11 protein-coding genes are annotated in these 17,083 nt (G+C 64.3%); 2 read left to right on the top strand and 9 right to left on the bottom strand.

Annotation, left to right across the window (positions count from 1 at the left end; genetic code table 11):
• The first annotated feature begins 211 nt into the window (after positions 1–211).
• On the top strand, positions 212–1,174 hold the full coding sequence (locus ACMTA2_RS22760) for an alpha/beta hydrolase (RefSeq protein WP_413791870.1): 963 nt from the start codon (positions 212–214) through the stop codon (positions 1,172–1,174).
• A 217-nt stretch (positions 1,175–1,391) separates the two neighbouring features.
• On the opposite strand, the gene ACMTA2_RS22755 is transcribed toward ACMTA2_RS22760, so the two are convergent.
• From ACMTA2_RS22755 to pvdM, 5 genes are all read right to left on the bottom strand, one after another.
• Positions 1,392–3,842, bottom strand: coding sequence for a TonB-dependent siderophore receptor (locus ACMTA2_RS22755; protein WP_413791869.1), 2,451 nt, complete (start codon positions 3,840–3,842; stop codon positions 1,392–1,394).
• 104 nt (positions 3,843–3,946) lie between these two features.
• The gene (locus ACMTA2_RS22750) at positions 3,947–5,596 is read right to left on the bottom strand and encodes a cyclic peptide export ABC transporter (RefSeq protein ID WP_413791868.1); all 1,650 of its coding nucleotides are present in this window, start codon (positions 5,594–5,596) and stop codon (positions 3,947–3,949) included.
• Between the two features lie 295 nt (positions 5,597–5,891).
• Entirely contained in the window at positions 5,892–6,767 is an 876-nt protein-coding gene (gene pvdO / locus ACMTA2_RS22745) for a dihydropyoverdine dehydrogenase (protein WP_413791867.1), read from the bottom strand.
• A gap of 23 nt (positions 6,768–6,790) precedes the next feature.
• A complete protein-coding gene (pvdN, locus tag ACMTA2_RS22740; RefSeq protein ID WP_413791866.1) occupies positions 6,791–8,071 on the bottom strand; it encodes a pyoverdine-tailoring periplasmic protein PvdN in 1,281 nt (426 codons plus the stop codon).
• Positions 8,068–9,438: a pyoverdine-tailoring dipeptidase-like protein PvdM gene (pvdM, locus tag ACMTA2_RS22735; RefSeq protein WP_413791865.1), complete on the bottom strand. Its 1,371-nt coding sequence runs from the start codon at positions 9,436–9,438 to the stop codon at positions 8,068–8,070. Before pvdM ends, pvdN begins: the two co-directional genes overlap by 4 nt.
• Positions 9,439–9,771: 333 nt before the next feature.
• On the opposite strand from pvdM, the gene pvdP reads away from it, so the two are divergent.
• Positions 9,772–11,388 (top strand): pyoverdine maturation tyrosinase PvdP, encoded by a 1,617-nt coding sequence (gene pvdP / locus ACMTA2_RS22730; protein ID WP_413791864.1) that lies wholly within the window; start codon positions 9,772–9,774, stop codon positions 11,386–11,388.
• A gap of 180 nt (positions 11,389–11,568) precedes the next feature.
• On the opposite strand, the gene ACMTA2_RS22725 is transcribed toward pvdP, so the two are convergent.
• The 4 genes from ACMTA2_RS22725 to ACMTA2_RS22710 form a co-directional block, all read right to left on the bottom strand.
• Entirely contained in the window at positions 11,569–11,895 is a 327-nt protein-coding gene (locus tag ACMTA2_RS22725) for a DUF6124 family protein (protein ID WP_092331482.1), read from the bottom strand.
• A 529-nt stretch (positions 11,896–12,424) separates the two neighbouring features.
• On the bottom strand, positions 12,425–13,819 hold the full coding sequence (locus ACMTA2_RS22720; protein ID WP_413791863.1) for an efflux transporter outer membrane subunit: 1,395 nt from the start codon (positions 13,817–13,819) through the stop codon (positions 12,425–12,427).
• Between the two features lie 10 nt (positions 13,820–13,829).
• The gene (locus tag ACMTA2_RS22715; RefSeq protein WP_413791862.1) at positions 13,830–15,800 is read right to left on the bottom strand and encodes a MacB family efflux pump subunit; all 1,971 of its coding nucleotides are present in this window, start codon (positions 15,798–15,800) and stop codon (positions 13,830–13,832) included.
• The gene (locus tag ACMTA2_RS22710; RefSeq protein ID WP_413791861.1) at positions 15,801–16,949 is read right to left on the bottom strand and encodes an efflux RND transporter periplasmic adaptor subunit; all 1,149 of its coding nucleotides are present in this window, start codon (positions 16,947–16,949) and stop codon (positions 15,801–15,803) included.
• Positions 16,950–17,083 lie beyond the last annotated feature (134 nt).

The raw sequence follows: 17,083 nt of genomic DNA, 5'->3' as shown, positions 1-17,083 counted from the left end.
ATCTCAAGCCGGGCATCGCCCCTGTGGCGAGGGGATTTATCCCCGTTGGGCTGCGCAGCAGCCCCAATAAATCGAAAGACGATCTGTCAGGTTGACCGAGTCGCCAGGATTGGGGCCGCTTCGCGACCCAACGGAGATAAATCCCCTCGCCAAAGAGGGGGGCAGTCCTGGCTCATCTTTTACCCATGGTTTTTCATAAGGAACCCCTGCGATGTCCCTGCATCCAGAACTCAACGCCTTCCTCGACCTGGCCGAAGAAAGCCAGGCCGACGGCCCCGGGCCGTTTCACCTGTCGACGCCGGCCCAGGCCCGCGAGGCGTTCGAGCGCACCACCGGGCAATTGCGCTGGGACGCTCCGGCGGATGTGCAGTGCGCTGCTCATGCATTCACCGCCCGTGACGGCGCGACGCTGGCGCTGCGTCTGTATCGTCCCGCCACGGCTTCGGCCCAGGCGCTGCCGGTGCTGGTGTATTTTCACGGCGGCGGCTATGTGGTCGGCAGCCTGGCATCCCACGACGGCGTCTGCCGCGAATTCTGCGCCCGGACACCGTGCGCGGTGTTGTCGGTGGGCTATCGCCTGGCCCCGGAACACACCTTCCCGACCCCGCTGAACGACGGCGCCGACGCCCTCGACTGGCTGGCACGGCGGGCCCACACCGAAGGCCTGGACGTCAGCCGCGTGGCGTTCGGCGGCGACAGCGTCGGCGCGACCCTGGCGACGGTGCTTGCGCTTCAAGCAGCCCTGGAACCTGCGTCCCTGGCGATCCAGCCGTGCTTTCAATTGCTTTGTTATCCGGTGACCGATGCGTCCACCAGCAGCCCGTCCACCGAGCTGTTCGGCGAAGGGTATCTGCTGGAGAGCGAAACCCTGGAGTGGTTCTACCGGCACTACGCCAATGAGCCCACCGATCGCCTGGACTGGCGTTTCTCGCCATTGCTGGCGCCCGGCTGCCCCGGCCTGGCGCCGGCCCTGATCGCTCTGGCCGGCCATGACCCGCTGCTCGACGAAGGGCGTGCCTATGCCCGGCGTTTGCAGGAACAGGGGGTGAGCGTGGAACTGATCGAATACACCGGCCTGATCCACGACTACCTGCGCTTGCGGAGCGTGGTGCCGGAGATTGACGAGGTGTACGCGCAATTGAGCCAAGCCTTGCGGACTGCACTCACTGCCTGAAATACCACAATCCCTTGTGGGAGCGAGCTTGCTCGCGATAGCGGAGTGTCAGCCAAGATTATTTTGCTGATCCACCGCCATCGCGAGCAAGCTCGCTCCCACAGTTGTTTTGGGTGGGCTCAGGATTGGCATCTGCCACACATCCTCTGTGGGTGGTTTCAGGATTGGCAGGCACAAAAAAACCGGGCCAGGCCCGGTTTTTTTTGTGGGGTGTCGCTTAGAAGTCGTAGGTCACGTCCAGCGAGGCCACGCGTTCCTGGCCGTAGTAGCAGCCGAACGAGTAGTTGCAGTGGGACACGTACTCGCGGTCGAAGACGTTCTGCACGTTCAGGCTGGTGGTGACGCCACGCAGGCTCGAGGTGGCCTTGCCCATGTCATAGCTGATGGTGGTGTCGAACACGGTGAAGGCCGGGACGTCGAACGAGTTGGCCGCGTCGCCCGGCTTGCGGCCGGTGTGGCGGGCGCCTGCGCCGAAGGTCAGGCCATTGAGCACGGCCTGGGTGAAGTGGTAGTCGACCCACAGCGTGGCGGAGAACGGTGCCTGTTGCTCGCTACGGTTGCCCTCGTTGCCGTAGTTGTCCTTGGTGTAGAACGAGTCGAGGTAGGTGGCGGCGGCCATGACGTCGATGTTGTCGAGGGTGGATTTGACTTCCAGTTCAACGCCCCGTGAACGCACCTGGCCCGACTGGATCGAGTTCTGCGGATCGGCGGGGTCGGCGGTGACCAGGTTCTTCTGTTTGATCTGGAACACCGAGGCGGTGATCATCGTCTTGTCGAACGGCTGGTACTTCACGCCCACTTCGTATTGTTCGCCTTCGGTCGGCTTGAAGGCTTCGCCGCTAGCGTCCGTGCCCGTGGTCGGCAGGAAGGATTCCGAGTAGCTGATGTACGGCGCCAGGCCGAAATCGGTGACATAGGTCAGGCCCACCCGGCCGGTGAACTTGTTATCGCGCAGTGAGGAAACAGTGCCCGCCAGCAAGTCCTTGTTGTCCACTTCGGCCCAGTCCTGGCGGCCGCCCACGGTCAGGATCCACTTGTCCAGCTTGATCTGGTCTTGCAGGTAGACGCCGGTCTGGCGAACGGTGTTGTCCCACTTGGTGTCCAGCGTTGGGGTTACGCTGCTGGTGTCGTAGTTGTTGTTATTGCCGTACAGGTCGATCGGCGCAACGTTGTAGGCGTTGTAACCATCGTACTTACGGTTGAAATGACGATAGTCCACGCCCGCCAGGGTGGTGTGTTCCAGGGCGCCGGTATTGAATTTGTACTCCACGTTGTTATCGACGGTGTAGGCGGTGTTGTGCTGTTGCCAGTCGAGTTTTACGCGGTTGGCCTGGGTCTGGTCAGTGACGCCACCGGTGGTGACGAAGCTGCGCAGGTAGAAGCCCCGGTACTGGTCGCGCACATCGGTATAACGCGCAGTGGAGCGGAATTTCAGGTCATCGGTGATGTTGTGGCTGAAATCGTAGCCCAAGATGAACTGGTCACGCTTGTAGTCGTTCCACCTCGAGTCACCGGAGAAGAAATCCCGGTCGATCCGCTGGCCGTTGGGGCCGCGCTCCAGGGAACCGATCCGCGGCAGCGCCTGATAGTCCTCCAGACCGTCGTCGCGCTGGATCTGCGCCAGCACGGTCAGCGAGGTGTCGTCGTTGGGCGCCCAGGTCAGGCTCGGTGCCAGCAGCATGCGTTCGCTGTGGGTGTGATCGACCTGTTGGTTGCCTTTTTTCGCCACGCCGATGACGCGGTAGCTGAATTCCTTCTGGTCGTCGATCGGACCGCTGGTGTCGAATGCGCCGTTGACCCGGCTGTAGCTGCCCGCGCCCAGCTTGATCTGGCTGCGCTGTTCCGTGGTCGGGCGCTTGGAGACCATGTTGATCAGGCCGCCGGGCTGGTTCTGCCCGTACAGCACCGACGAAGGGCCCTTGAGCACTTCGATGCGCTCCAGGGTGTACGGGTCGATTTGCGGGGCACCGCCGAGGCTGCCGGCATAGGGCAGGTAAGCCCCATCAAGGTACAGCGGTGTGGGCGAGAACCCCCGGCTGGTGATTTCGTCGGCGATGGCGTTGCGGTCGGTGAAGCCACCGGTGTTCAGGCCCGGCGTGTAGCGCAAGGCCTGGGTCAGGTTGCGTGCGCCTTGGGTGGCGACCTGCTCGGCGGTGACCACGTTGATGGTCTGGGGGATCTCCAGGATCGGCGTGTCGGTCTTGGTGCCGGTGGCGCTGCGGGTGGCGACGTAGCCGTCCACCGGTCCGTAGGCGGTTTCCGCGGATTTACCGGTGATGGTCGTGGCGCCCAGTTCCAGCGAATTCCCCGCTGTCCTGGCACGCACGCTGGCCGTGTTGCCCTGGATGGTGAACATGACGCCGGTCCCCACCAGCATCTGCGACAACGCTTGCGCTGCTGTCAACCGGCCGCTGACCGGTTGGCTGCGCAGGCCCTGGACATCATCGGCGCTGTAGAGCACTTGCATGTTCGATTGATTGCTCAATGCCTGCAGGGCACTCGCCAGCGACTGCGCCGGAATGTTGAGATCGACTTCCTGTGCCTGGACCTGTGCGCTGAATGGCATGGCCAATGCCAGGCTGAATGCGGTGGCGCTGAAGCCTGGTTGCAGCAGGCGGCGCATGATCAGTGCCTTGGTAAAACGTGGAATCCCCGGAGTTGCTGGCATGTGTTTCACTCTTGCAGGTTTTAGTTTTAATAGGGGTGTAGTTGTCATCAATTCTTAATTAGGACGCACGACCCAGAAAAAACCAGAATGAGAATCGTGATTATTTACGCAGATTGCAGTTCGGTGATGACGCGACCGGCTTCCATGCGCACCAATTGGTCGGCCACGTCGAAGTAACGGTCGTCGTGGGAAATCACGATGATGGTCTTGCCCAGGCGCTTGAGGTCCGGCAGCAGCTCGGTGTAGAAAATCCGCCGGAAGGTCGGGTCCTGGTCGGCGGCCCATTCGTCGAAGACCAGCACCGGGCGTTCTTCCAGCCACGCATTGACCAGTGCCAGGCGCTTGCGCTGGCCGGTGGACAGGTCGGTGGTGGTGAAGGCACCGTCGCGCACGCTAACCTTGTGGGCGATCTCCAGGCGCTGCAGGTATTTATTGGCGTCGTCCGGGATATGGGTGTCGCCCTGGACGATGTCGTCGAACAGGTAGTAGTCGGCAAAAATCGTCGTGAACAACTGGCGATAATCGTCGCGGGTCACGGCCGTCACCACGTGGTCATTGAGGCGGATTTCCCCCTGCTGCGGCGCGTACAGGCCCAGCAGCAGCTTGATCAGCGTGGTCTTGCCGCAACCGTTTTCACCCACGATGAACACGATGTCGCCCTGATCGATCTTCAGGTTCACCGGTCCCAGGCGGAACGGCGTGGCGCCTTCCACCGCCGGGAAGCTGTAGGTCACATTGCTCAGTTCCAGCGTTTGCACCGGGGTTTTCGGCTGGCCCTGGTCGTTGAGCAACAGGTGCGGTTCCGGGGATGAAAACTGTTCCGACAATTCGGCGATGCGGCGGAAGGCGATCTGGGCGCGGCTGACGATCGGCAGGGTGCCGATCAGGTGTTCCAGCGGACCTTTCATGTACAGCAACACCAGCACGAAACCACTCATCACCGCCTTGTCGGCGCTCGGCCACAGCGATTGCAAGGCCAGGGCCAGGCCGATCACCACGAAGAACAGCATCGAGCCGAAGGTCTTGGCGATCACGAAAATGTTCACCGAGCGGATCTGCGTGTCACAGATCTTGTCGGCGGTGTGTTCGATGCCCGAGACGAACATGCGTTGCCGACGAGGGCGATGGATGCGCAGTTCCTTGGCGCCTTCGGCGATGGCGTTGTAGTGCTTCTGCAATTCGTCCTCGGAATCGCGCGCCTCCATGAAGCCCTTGATCCCACGACCGCGGGCGATGTACTGGACCACGGTGCCGATGACAATCGCCACGACCATCATCAGGAACATCGGCCACGACAGCATGGCCAGGTAACCCATGCAGCCGAGGGTGACGGTCAGGGAAATGGCCAGGGGGGCGAAGGCGAAGGCGAAATCGCTGATGGTGTCGACGTCGTGGGTCAGCACCGGGATCAGGCGATGGCTGCGGTAGCGTTCGATCTGCTGGATGGGCGCCGACAGGACTTTTTCCCCCAGCTCCTTGCGCAGCTTGGCGATGATCTTCTGGCCGACGTAGTTGGTGCCGATGTCGGAACAGATGGAACTGACCAGGGCCAGCAGGCACAACCCGGCGAACACGCCTACCACGGTGTGGCTCAGCCCGCCTTCGGCGTGCAGCACCTTATTGATGGTCGCCAGCAGCACGGTCACGCTCAGGCCACCGACCATGCCCAGCAGGATGGCGCCGATGACAATCAGCCGGAAGGGTTTGAGCAGGGTGAACAATTCATTGATCACCCCGCGTTTTGGTTGGCTCATGGAGGTTTCCCTGCTAGATGAAAAGGGCGAAGGCCATCGCGGGTGGTTGCCGGGAGGGCTTTAGAGCGCAGGCGCGCCTGTCTGTAAGACGGTTGGTGCTGGAGGGGATTTAACGGCGGATAGCCGGAGGAACACTGTTGTGGCGAGGGGATTTATCCCCGCTGGGGCGCGAAGCAGCCCCCAAACAGGCGACACCGGTCAGTCAGGAATATCCAGGCCATATTCATTGGGGCTGCTTCGCAGCCCAACGGGGATAAATCCCCTCGCCACAGGGTATTGGGGTGGGGCTGCTGATTTACATATCCCGCGCCACCCGAAAACCGATCCAGTCCCCCCGATTGCCCGGCACCAACGCGTTGCGGTTGCCGGAGCGGGAGAACACCGGCGCTTCACCCCAGTCGTTGCCGCGGATGCGTTTGAATTCGCACTTGCCGGTCAGCCAGGCGCTGCCGTCGCTCGGGGCGCCTACATAGTTCTCGTTGTAGCAATCGGCCGTCCACTCGTAGACGTTGCCGTGCATGTCGTACACGCCGAAGGCGTTGGGCGCGAAGCTGCCGGCCGGGGCGGTGAAGTTGTAGCCGTCCGCGGCGCCGTAGGTGTTGGCGTGCTGGGCGATGCTGTACTCCTTGCCTTCATCGAACGGGAAGGGGAACGGCCCGGTGCTGCCGCCGCGTGCGGCGTATTCGCGCAGCGACTCACTGACCAACCGATATTGTTTGCCGGTTTTTTTCGACAACCACGCCACGTAGGCATTGGCCTCGTCGAAGTCCATGCACACCGCCGGGTGCCGGTCGGTGTATTGCTTGCGCGGGTCGCTGCCTTGGTAGTCCGGGATGCCGGCCTTGCACGCTCGACCGGGACGCTCATCGCCATCGGGCATGGTGTAGCCGGTGTCGCGCAGGTAGGCGAACCATTCGCCCTTGAGCACCTGGAAGCGACTGATCGCCACAGGCTTGGCAAACGTCACCGGGTGCAGCGGGCCTTCGTCGGGCTCGCGTCCCACTTCGTCGTCCGGGGTGCCCATCTGGAAGGTGCCGGTGGGCAGCACGACCATTTCCGGGCAGTCCTTGCAGTCACGGAACACCTGGCCCGGTTGCGAGGCCTGGGCGCCGGAGGGCAGCAGGGCGGCGAAGGCCAGTGCCGGGAGTAGCTTCAACGAAAAACTGTTCATCCGTCTCTCTCGATAAGTCAGGTTCAGAGTGTCTTGCCCAGCAACCCCATGAAGCGATCGATCTCGGCTTCGGTGTTGAGCAGCCCCGGTGCGGTGCGGACCACCGGCCCCGCATCGCGGTGCACTGCGTCGGCGATCACCCGGTTCTTCATCAGGTAGGCGGCCACCTCGTCGCTCTCGCGACCCTTGACCCGGAAGAAGGTGAAGCCGGCGGACAGGTCTGGGCTCAGGGGCGTGACCAGTTCGATCTGCGGCAATGCCACCAGCTGTTTTTTCAGGTAGGTGTTGAGGGCGTGGATGCGCGCCTGCACCTCGGCCTTGCCCAGTTGCAGGTGCAGCTTGAAGGCTTCGTCCGCCGCCCAGCGATGCTCGAAGGCGTGGTAGCCGCCCGGCGTCATGGTGGTGGAAAACGCCGTGGCCTCGGAGAAGGTCGGGATGATCGGCGTGACGTACTTGAGCTTTTCGCTGCGGCTGCACACCAGGCCCGTGCCCCGTGGGCCGAACATCCACTTGTGGGTGCCGGCGATGAAGAAGTCGCAGTTCATCGCCGGGAAGCTCAGGTCTTCGACGCCAAAACCGTGGACGCCGTCCACCACGTACACGATGCGCTGTGCCTCGCTGCGGCCCTGGTTGTGCTTGTCCACCAGCGCGCCGATCTTGTCGATGGGCAGCTTCACGCCGCTGCCCGAATGCACCCAGGTCATGCCCAGCACCCGGGTTTCGGGGCGGATGTTGCGGTCGATGGCCGTGAGGATCTCTTCGTGGCTGGCGTTGTGGGCGTTTTCGAACAACTTGATCTTGCGCACCCGGGTGCCGTCACGCTGGGTGCGCAAATCGAGAATGGTGTGGGTGGCGTAGTGTTCGTGGGCGGTGGTGAGGATTTCCTGGTCGGCCGCCACATGGACGCCGCCGTAGATCATCGACAGGCCTTCGGTGGTACTGCCGGTGAGGGCGATCTGCTTGGGCGTCGCTTGCAGGTAGCGGCCGGCCCAGGTGCGCACGTTTTCCTCGCGCTCTTCGGTGACCCCCAGGTCCCAGTCCATCAACAGCCCCGGGTTTTTGTCCAGGGCGGCGCGGTGTGTTTCGATGGCCTCGCTTACCGGGCGCGGGTGGGTGGTGACCAGAAAATTGGAGAAGTGCAGATAGTCCGGGTCCTGATTGAACAGCGAGCGCAGTTGTGCCCATTTGTTCTTGGGCAGCGGCGGCAGAGGCGCGGCGCTGGCCGTGGTGGGCAGGCTGGCAGCCAAGGGCAGGCCGGCGGCGAGGATGCCGGCCTGTTTCAGGAAGGTGCGACGTTCATTCATGGCTGGACGGTCTTCTGGGTCGAGGCGATGGCGGGGCGTGCGGCTTTCTGCACCTGATCCCAGACCCGCAGGAAATTGCCGCCCCACAGTTTGGCGATGTCGGCTTCGGAGTAGCCGCGGGTCAGCAGTTCGGCGGTGACGTTGCGGATGTCGCCGACGTTCTCCCAGCCTTTCACGCCGCCGCCCTCGTTGAAGTCCGAGCTGATGCCGACGTGGTCGATGCCGATCTTGCGCACGGTGTAGTCGATGGCGTCCCCCAGGTCCTTGAGGCTGGCCTTGGGTTCTTCTTCGAGGATGCCGTAGAGCTGGCCGGCGTACTCGCCGAACTTCTGTTCCGGCCAGGCGGCGATGATCGGGTCGCCGGGCATCAACGCCATCGCCAGGTTGGGCAGCGGTTGCAGGCCAAAACGCTCGCGCAAGGCATTGAGTTTGTCCTGGGTCTTTTGCGTCAGCGGCCGCAGGTACTGGGAGAAGCCGACGATCTGCACCACGCCGCCACTGGCCTTGATCAGTTGCAGTTCCTTGTCGCTGAGGTTGCGTGGTATGTCCACCATCGCCCGAGGTGCCGAATGGGAGGCTACCAGGGGCGTGCGGCTCAGTTGCGCGACTTGCTCCAGGGCCTGGGTCGACATCTGCGACACGTCGATGATCACGCCCAGGTCGTTCAGGCGCGTCACCGCTTGCTTGCCGATGTCCGACAGGCCGCCGAGGGCGTCGGGCGAGTCGTTGAAGAACGGCAGCGGGCGGGAGGAGTCGGCCCAGTCGTTGTTGCCGATGTAGCTGAAGCCGAACATGCGCATGCCCCGCGCTGTCCACAGGTCCAGCAGGCTCAGGTCGTGGCCCAGGGGATAGGCGTTGAGCATGCTGATGAAGATCGCGAACTTGCCTTCGCCGTGCAGGCGACGGAAATCATCCGGGGTGTAGGCGATGGCGACCTGGTTGGGAAAGTCCCGGACCAGGCCGGTGATGATCTTGTAGCGCACTTCCTGCTGGTTGCGCGCCTCCTCGACAAAACCGGCGGTGGGCTTGTGCGGCGCGTTGGGCCCGTTCCACAACTCCGGCCAGCCGAACACCGTCAGGGCCGCGCCGGACAGTTGTCCACGGTTGGCTTTGACCAGGTCGAACTGGCCGCTGCCGTCCTTGTCGGCTTCGTTGCCGGCGGTGCCGAAATCCAGCGGCACGGTGATGTGGCTGTCGAAGGACAGCAGGCGCTCGTGCAGTTCCCTGGCCTCTTTCATCACCTTGACCGGGTAGCCGGGGTTGTCCCGCCACCAATGGTCCCAGGCCGCCAGGCCACCACCCACGGCGAGCGCCAGGGCCAGGGGCAGGCCGATGAAAAGAGCCTTTTTCGAACGAGGTGTTGTCATTGCCGATCTCAGTCAGGTTTGCCTTGGAAGGACAGGCACGGGGGCCTTTGCTATCTGGGGAGAACGAGTGATCGGGCGGGAAATTTAGGCGTTCTCGGGGCCGCCATCGCGAGCAAGCTCGCTCCCACAGATGAGCGCATTCCAAATTGTGGGAGCGAGCTTGCTCGCGAAGGCGGCCTTGAAACCAACCTGACTTTTGGGAATGTACTCAAATTCATTGTGGGAGCGAGCTTGCTCGCGATGAGGCCCTCACAGCCTCCCTATAAATTTGTCATCCCACCCCTCGTTCTAGCTTGGATAAAGCCCGCTCCAGGGCTGGACACAGGTAAGGCAATGACGATTTCTCGACGATGGTTCATGGCAGGCCTGGCGCTGACCGGTGCCGCCGTGCCTGCGGTGTATTACGGGCATCGCGAACTGACCCGACCGGACCCGACCATCACCCCCGGCGAGGCCTCGTTCGACGTGGCGGACGTAGCGGGCCAGCGCCGGGCCGATACGTTGCGGGGCATCTGGACGATCCGTTTCACCGGCCGCGACGCCGGTCTCGAAGGCTTGCCCCAGGACGATCTGCAGGTCTTCCTCGATATCGGCCAGAGGGGCCGTGGCCTGGTGGGTTACCTCGACAGCGCCGAACGCTTGCGCGGTGCCGATGAGCCGCGTTATCGGGTATTGGGCGACCTGGCCGGAACCGACCCGAAGCAACTGAGCTGGCGGTTGATGGGGGCTCAGCACGCCGCGCCGGACTATGAATTCATCATGACCCTGGACGAAGTATGGGCCGGTTTCGGCAATGCCGGCAGCGCCACCCTCAGCGGCCGGGTGTTGCGCCTGGACCGTCCCTTGGCGTTGCCTGAGCAGGACAATCATTTCATCGCCGTCAAGCAGCGCTTCCCCGAGGCGCGGGAGCGCACGCCGCTGAGTCCGGCGCTGCTGGCCTGGCTGGTGTCGCCCGAGCATCGGCTGTTCCACCAGCTCTGGCATGCCACCCGGGACAAATGGCACACCCTGGACGAAGACAAGCGCAATGCCCTGCGCGGCATCGGCTGGCAGCCCGGTCCACGGGACCAGGAGCGTGATGCTCGCGGCAAACGCAAGGATCGCAACGGCTCGGGCGTGGACTTCTTGTTCATGCACCGGCACATGCTCGGCAAGGCGCGCTCGTTCCAGCCGCTACCGTCGTGGCCGCGCTTTCCCTTGCCGCAACCGGAGCTGGAACGTGACCGCCTGGGGTTCGCCCGCTACCTCGATAACCACGATGGCACGGCCTTGCCGCCGACCTGGCTCGCCGATGGCGACGAGCAGTATGCCCAGTGGGTCAGCGACATCAAGACCGCCGAGACCTACCACAGCAATTTCCAGGTCTGGGAATCGCGTTACCGAGACCCGCGCTACCTGTCGAAGCTGACCCTGGGTCAGTTTGGCTCGGAAGTGGAGCTGGGCCTGCACGATTGGCTGCACATGCGCTGGGCCTCGGTGCCGCGCGACCCGTCCAACGGCCACCCGGTGCCGTTCGCCCGCGACCCGGCGGACTTCGCCCAGCGCTGGTACGCCCCGGAAAACGACTTTCTCGGCGATCCGTTTTCCTCCCACGTGAACCCGGTGTTCTGGGCCTTCCACGGCTGGATCGACGACCGCCTCGAAGACTGGTTTCGCGCCCACGAGCGTTTCCACCCCGGGGAAGTGAGCCGGCTCGAGGTCAACGGCGTGCCCTGGTTCGCCCCGGGTCGCTGGGTCGAAATCGCCGACCCCTGGCTAGGCCCGGACACCCACGGTTGCAGCACCACGCCGGGGCTGCAGGTTGGCCGTTCGGTGGAAATGGACCCGGAAACCATGAAACTGGCGTTGCGCATCACCTTCGGCAGCGATGACAAAAAACTCTCCGAACTGTTGCGCCGCGTGCCGCAACGACCGTGGTATGCGCGCAATCTCAAATCCAAGCCGGTGTAACCCTTCCTAGTGGGATGAACACCATTGTGGCGAGGGGATTTATCCCCGCTGGGCTGCGAAGCAGCCCCCAGAGCCGGCACCTCGGTGTGTCAGGGGTATTGAGTGAGCCGGTTTGGGGCTGCTGCGCAGCCCAGCGGGGATAAATCCCCTCGCCACAGGTGTCACTTGGCTTGAGTGCGTTTAGCGCGGCGCGGCGATGTCCAGGGCGCGGTTCGCCAACAGCTCTGCCAACTCGATCATTTGCTGGATGCCCAGCGCAAAATGGCGCCGCGGGCCTTCCAGTTCAAAGGCCTGCTCACTTGCCATGACGTTGACCGAAGCGAGGGTCTCGCTGAGGTTGGCCAGCAGGCATTCCATGTCCGCGCCTTCTGCCACGGTGAACAACTGGCCCGGTGGTGGGTTGGGTTTTTCGGGTTTGGGGTCGAGGTAGAAGGCGAGGGCGCGGTCGGCGGCATCGTTGAGTTTTTTGGACTCGTCTTCGGGGGGATTGGGGGTGATCTTGAACATGGCGTAACTCCTAGTATTCATTTTCAGGAGCCGACACCATCGCTACCAAACGATTGGGTGGCGGCCGTACGCGGGTTGGTAGACCGGAGCACTAGGAACCCGGCGCGCCCGAAGACGCCCTGCGCACGGCCACCATGGAACAGACACCGAGAGAGCGTCTGTAGGAGGTGGCGCTTGCGCCTAGTTGACTCGCGGGCTACCAAACCCGATCGCTGAAATCAGCGACCCGGAAACAGTAAAAGCCACGAGCCAGGCGCACAAGCCGGCGGATTCTGGCGCAGTTGTAGGTAACGGCGCAAGACGATGTAGCCTGGCTCGGACGTCCTACATTGCAGCCTCAACAGCACTGAAGCGAACGCAGTTGTGGCGAGGGGATTTATCCCCGCTGGGCTGCGAAGCAGCCCCCCTTAACCAACGACTCGGTGTGTCAGTTGCTTTGAATACGCTGGTTTTGGGGCTGCTGCGCAGCCCAGCGGGGATAAATCCCCTCGCCACAGGTGTGTGGCTTGGCTTGAGGAGTTGGAGGGCGTTACATCACCCGCCAACCCCCACCCAACGCCTTGTACAGCGCCACGCTCGCCTGCACCCGCGCCAGCCTTAACTGCACGTTCATGTCCTGGGCGACGTACAGCGTGCGTTGGGTTTCCAGCACGGTGAGCAGGTCTTCGGCGCCGGCCTGGTAGCGGCGCTGGGCGATGTCGAAGGCGGTCTGGGCCTGGTGCAGTTCTTCGCTTTGCCATTGCCGTTGCTGGTCGAGACCGTGGATGCCGTTGAGGGCTTTTTCGACGTCGGCGAAGCCGTTGATGATGGCGGCGCGATAGAGTTCCAGCAGTTCCTCTTGGCGGGCGGTGGCTCGGTCCCGTTCGGCACTCAGGCGGCCGTTGTTGAAGATCGGGGCGGTCAGGCCGGCGGTGAGGTTGTAGACGTTGTTACGCAGCAACTGGTCGGCGATGTCGGCGCCGGTGGCGAGGCTCAGGCCGAGTGTCATGGTGGGCAGCATGGCGGCGCGGGCCACGGTGATGTCAGCCTGGGCGGCGGCGAGGCGGGCTTCGGCGGCGGCGATGTCCGGGCGGCGGCGCAGCAGGTCGCTGGGCACGCCGGCATCGATGGCCGGCCAGTGCAGACGGTCGAAACTATCGTCGTCGAGCCTGACCGATTGCACCGGTTGCCCCAGCAGCGTCGCCAGGGTGATCAACGCTTCCCGGGCCTGTCGCTGCACCTGGGGCAAGCGGCGTTGCTGGGCCGCCACCAGGCTTTTCTGCTGGGACAGTTCCAGGGCCGTGGCGCTGCCGGCGTCGTAGCGGGTCTGCACCAGGTCGAGCACGCGTTGGGCGTTGTCCAGGTTCTGTTCGGCGATGCGTTGTTGCTCGCCCAGGGACAACGCCTGGGTATAGCTGTTGGCGACGCCGCTGAGCAGGGTCAACTCCACGGTCGCGCGGTCGAACTGGCTGGCCGACAGCGTGCTCAGCGCACTGTCCCGGGCCGCCCGCTTGCCGCCCCAGAAATCCAGCTCATAGGTGGCGCTGAGGTTGGCGTCGTAGTAGTCGATGGTGCGGTTGTCCCGGTCTACGTCCAGCTGGCTGTAGCCCTTGCCGCGCAACAATTCCTGGCGATTGCCGTTGAGCCCGGCCGTGACCGCCGGCAGCAACGGCGCGCCAGCGATCACCGCACTGGCCTGGGCCTGGCGCACCCGGGCCATGGCGGCGGCCAGGTCGTGGCTGTCCCGGCGCGCCTGTTCGATCAGCCGGTTCAACTGTGGGCTGCCGAAGTGCGTCCACCATTGCAGGTTTACCGCTTGGGCGCCGGGCGTATCGAGCTGCTGCCAGGTCGGTGGCGGCTGGATGCCGCTGTCCGATGCCGATTCAGGGGTGGCGCAGGCCGCCAGCAACAGGCTGGCGGCCAGGAGGGTCAGGGGCGCTTTCATGGGATAAGGATCATTCACTGGTGAGGGCCGCGACCGGGTCGAGGCGGGCGGCCTTGCGGGCCGGCATGAAGCCGAAGACGACGCCGGTGGCCAGGGCGCAGCCAAAGGCACCGAACACCGCCAGCCATTCGAAGGCCACGGCAATCTTGCCCAACAGCAAGGCGCCACCCACCAGCAAGGCCAGGCCGATACCGGCGAGCCCGCCGACCACCGAGAGCATCACCGCTTCGGTGAGGAACTGGCGCAGGATGTCCCGCTGCCGGGCGCCGGTGGCCATGCGGATACCGATCTCGCGGGTGCGTTCGCGCACGGTCATGAGCATGATGTTCATCACGCCGATGCCACCCACCAACAGCGAAATCGCCGCAATGGCCCCGAGCATCAGCGACAGCGCGCCCTGGGTGCGCGCCTCGGCCTGGATCATCGCGGCGTTGTTGGTCAGCTCGAAATCCTGCTTGCCGTCGTGCAGGCGCAACAGGGTGCGGGAGACCGCCTGTTCGGCTTCCTTGACCTTGCCCGCGTCCCGGGCGGCGATCACCACGTATTCGGGATGGCGCGTGCCGAACAACCGGACGCTGGCGGCGGAATAGGGCACGGCAATGCGATTGTCGGCGTCCGAATCCCCGGAGCTGGCGCCTTTTTCCGCCAGGACGCCGACCACCTGGAACGGCATGTTCTCGATCAGGATGTAGCGGCCGATGGGGTTGGCGACATCCTTGAGCAGCTTTTGCCGGACCTTGTGGCCGATCACCGCCACCGCCGCCGCACTTCGTTCGTCGGCGTCGCTGAAGTAACTGCCTTCGGCCACCGGCCAATTGAAGATGGTCGGGAAGTTGGTGTCGTTGCCGCCGACGTAGCTGGTGTGGTCGAGGTTGCCGAAACGCACGCTGGCTTCGGCACCGTTGACCGGCATGATGCGCTGCACTTCGGGCAGGTTGGCGAGGGCGGCCAAGTCGAATTCGCTGATGATGCCCTTGGCGGCTCGCGGCGAGGGTGCGCTGCCGTTGAGGTAGATGATGTTCGAGCCGAACGCGCCCATCTGGGCCATGACCTGGCGCTTGCTGCCTTCGCCCACGGCCAGCATCACCACCACCGAGGCCACGCCGATGACGATGCCAAGCAAGGTCAGGGCGGTGCGGAAGCGATTGATCCACATCACCCGCCACGCCGCCTGCACCGCGTCCACCAGCTCACCTTTCCAGGCGCCGTTGTGTTCGCTGCCGGCGCTCAGGCGCTGGCGCAGGTCCACGGCTTGCAGGGCCTTTGGGTTGGCTGGCACGTCGCTTGGCAAAGAGCTGGCGCTGTCACTGATGATCAGCCCATCGCGGATCTCGATGATGCGCTTGGCCCGGGCCGCCACTTCGCGGTCGTGGGTGATCAGGATCACCACGTGGCCCTGGCTCGCCAGTTCGTCGAGCAAGGCCATGACCTCGATGCCGCTCTGGCTGTCGAGGGCGCCGGTGGGTTCGTCGGCGAGGATGATGTGGCCGCCATTCATCAAGGCCCGGGCAATCGACACCCGTTGCTGCTGACCACCGGACAACTGATGTGGACGATTGCCTGTGCGGCTGGCCAGGCCCAGGCGGTCGAGCAGGGCACTGGCCCGGGCGTGGCGCTCGGCGGCGGAGGTGCCGGCGTAGATGGCCGGCATTTCGACGTTTTCCTGAGCAGTGCCGGAGGGGATCAGGTGATAGCCCTGGAACACGAAACCGAACGCTTCGCGCCGCAGCCAGGCCAGTTCATCGCTGCCCAGATTGGCGACGTCTTCGCCGGCGAAACGGTACTCGCCGCTGGTGGGGCGGTCGAGGCAACCGAGGATGTTCATCAAGGTGGATTTGCCGGAGCCGGACGCGCCGACAATCGCCAGGAATTCCCCAGCGTGAATGGACAAGTCGATGCCGCGCAGCACCTCCACCCGGGGGCTGTCGCCACCGCCGTAGGCCTTGCGAATGTCCCGCAGTTCGATCAGGGGCGTGTCCATTCAGCCTCCGCTGCCGCTGGCCGGGCCGATCAGCACCCGGTCGCCTTCGCTCAGGCCGTCGACAATCTGCGTGCGCAGACGATCGCTGACGCCGGTGCGAACGGTGCGTGGCTGGACGTCGCCGTTATCGGCCAGCACTTGTACCTGGCCGGCGTCCCGCAGGGCGGCGATGGGCACGGTCAGCACGTCTTTGGCCTGGGCGGCGACGAAAAATACCTGGGCGGTCATGTCGGTCATCAGCGCGCGGTCGGCGTTGTCGACGTCGAGCAACACGGTGTAGAGCACCACCCGCTCGCTGCCGCTGCGGCCTCCGGTGGGGCTGCCGCCCTGGCTGGCCTCCAGCGGGCGTGGCGGCACCGGGAGGATCTGGCGAACGGTGCTGCTCCAGCGACGGTTGCCGCCGGCCAAGGTGGTGAAGTAGGCGGTCATGCCCGGCTTGACGTGGCCGATGTCCGCTTCCGAGACTTCGGCCCAGACGGTCATCGGTGATAGACGGGCGATGCGCAGGATCAACGGGGTTTGCTGCTGGGCGTTGAGGGTCTGGCCTTCCCGGGCACCGACGGCGACCACGGTGCCGCTCATCGGCGCATAGATGCGCGTGTAGCCCAGTTCGGCCTCGTCGCTGCGCAGGCTAGCCTGGGCCTGGCGGATCTGGGCCTGGAACATGTCGATGCGCGCCTGGGTCGCCCGCACTTCGGCCTGGGCAGTCTGCACGTCTTCCTCGCGGGTGGCGCCGCCGGCCTTGAGCTGCTGCTGGCGGCGGAACTTCTGCTGGGCCAGGTCGTGCTGGGCGCGCTGTTCCTGAAGCTGGGCCTTGAGGTTCTCGATTGAAAAACGCCCGGCGTCGAGCCGGGCTTTTTGCGTGGACGGGTCGATTTCCACCAGCAACTGGCCTTCGCGCACCTCGTCGCCGGCTTCCACATGAATCTTCTGGATCTGCCCGGATGCCTGGGCGCCGACGTCGACATAACGCCGCGGCTGCAACGTGCCCAGGGCGGTGACGCTGTTTTCGATATCGCCACGGGTGACGGGCGCGGTGACCAGGGGCGCACGGCTGGGCGCGACCGCTTGCCAGGCGGCGAAGGCTACGGCCGGAAGCAGGGCGAAGGTGAGAAGCCAGACGCGTCGGGTAGGGCGGGGATGTTTCATGCAGGGTTCCGGCCGGTGATATCGGGCCCGTCGCAGGGGGGAAGGGACGGGAGGCTGTTTTGGTAGACGAGCGCTTGGGGCTGGAATTTACTGGTTTGAAACACTTGGTCGCAGTGGGCGGAAGGGCAGCGCGA

The organism is Pseudomonas medicaginis (assembly GCF_965119365.1).
Lineage (GTDB): Bacteria > Pseudomonadota > Gammaproteobacteria > Pseudomonadales > Pseudomonadaceae > Aquipseudomonas.
Note: the sequence above shows the minus strand (reverse complement) of the source record. Positions and strands in the feature narration are given on the sequence as shown.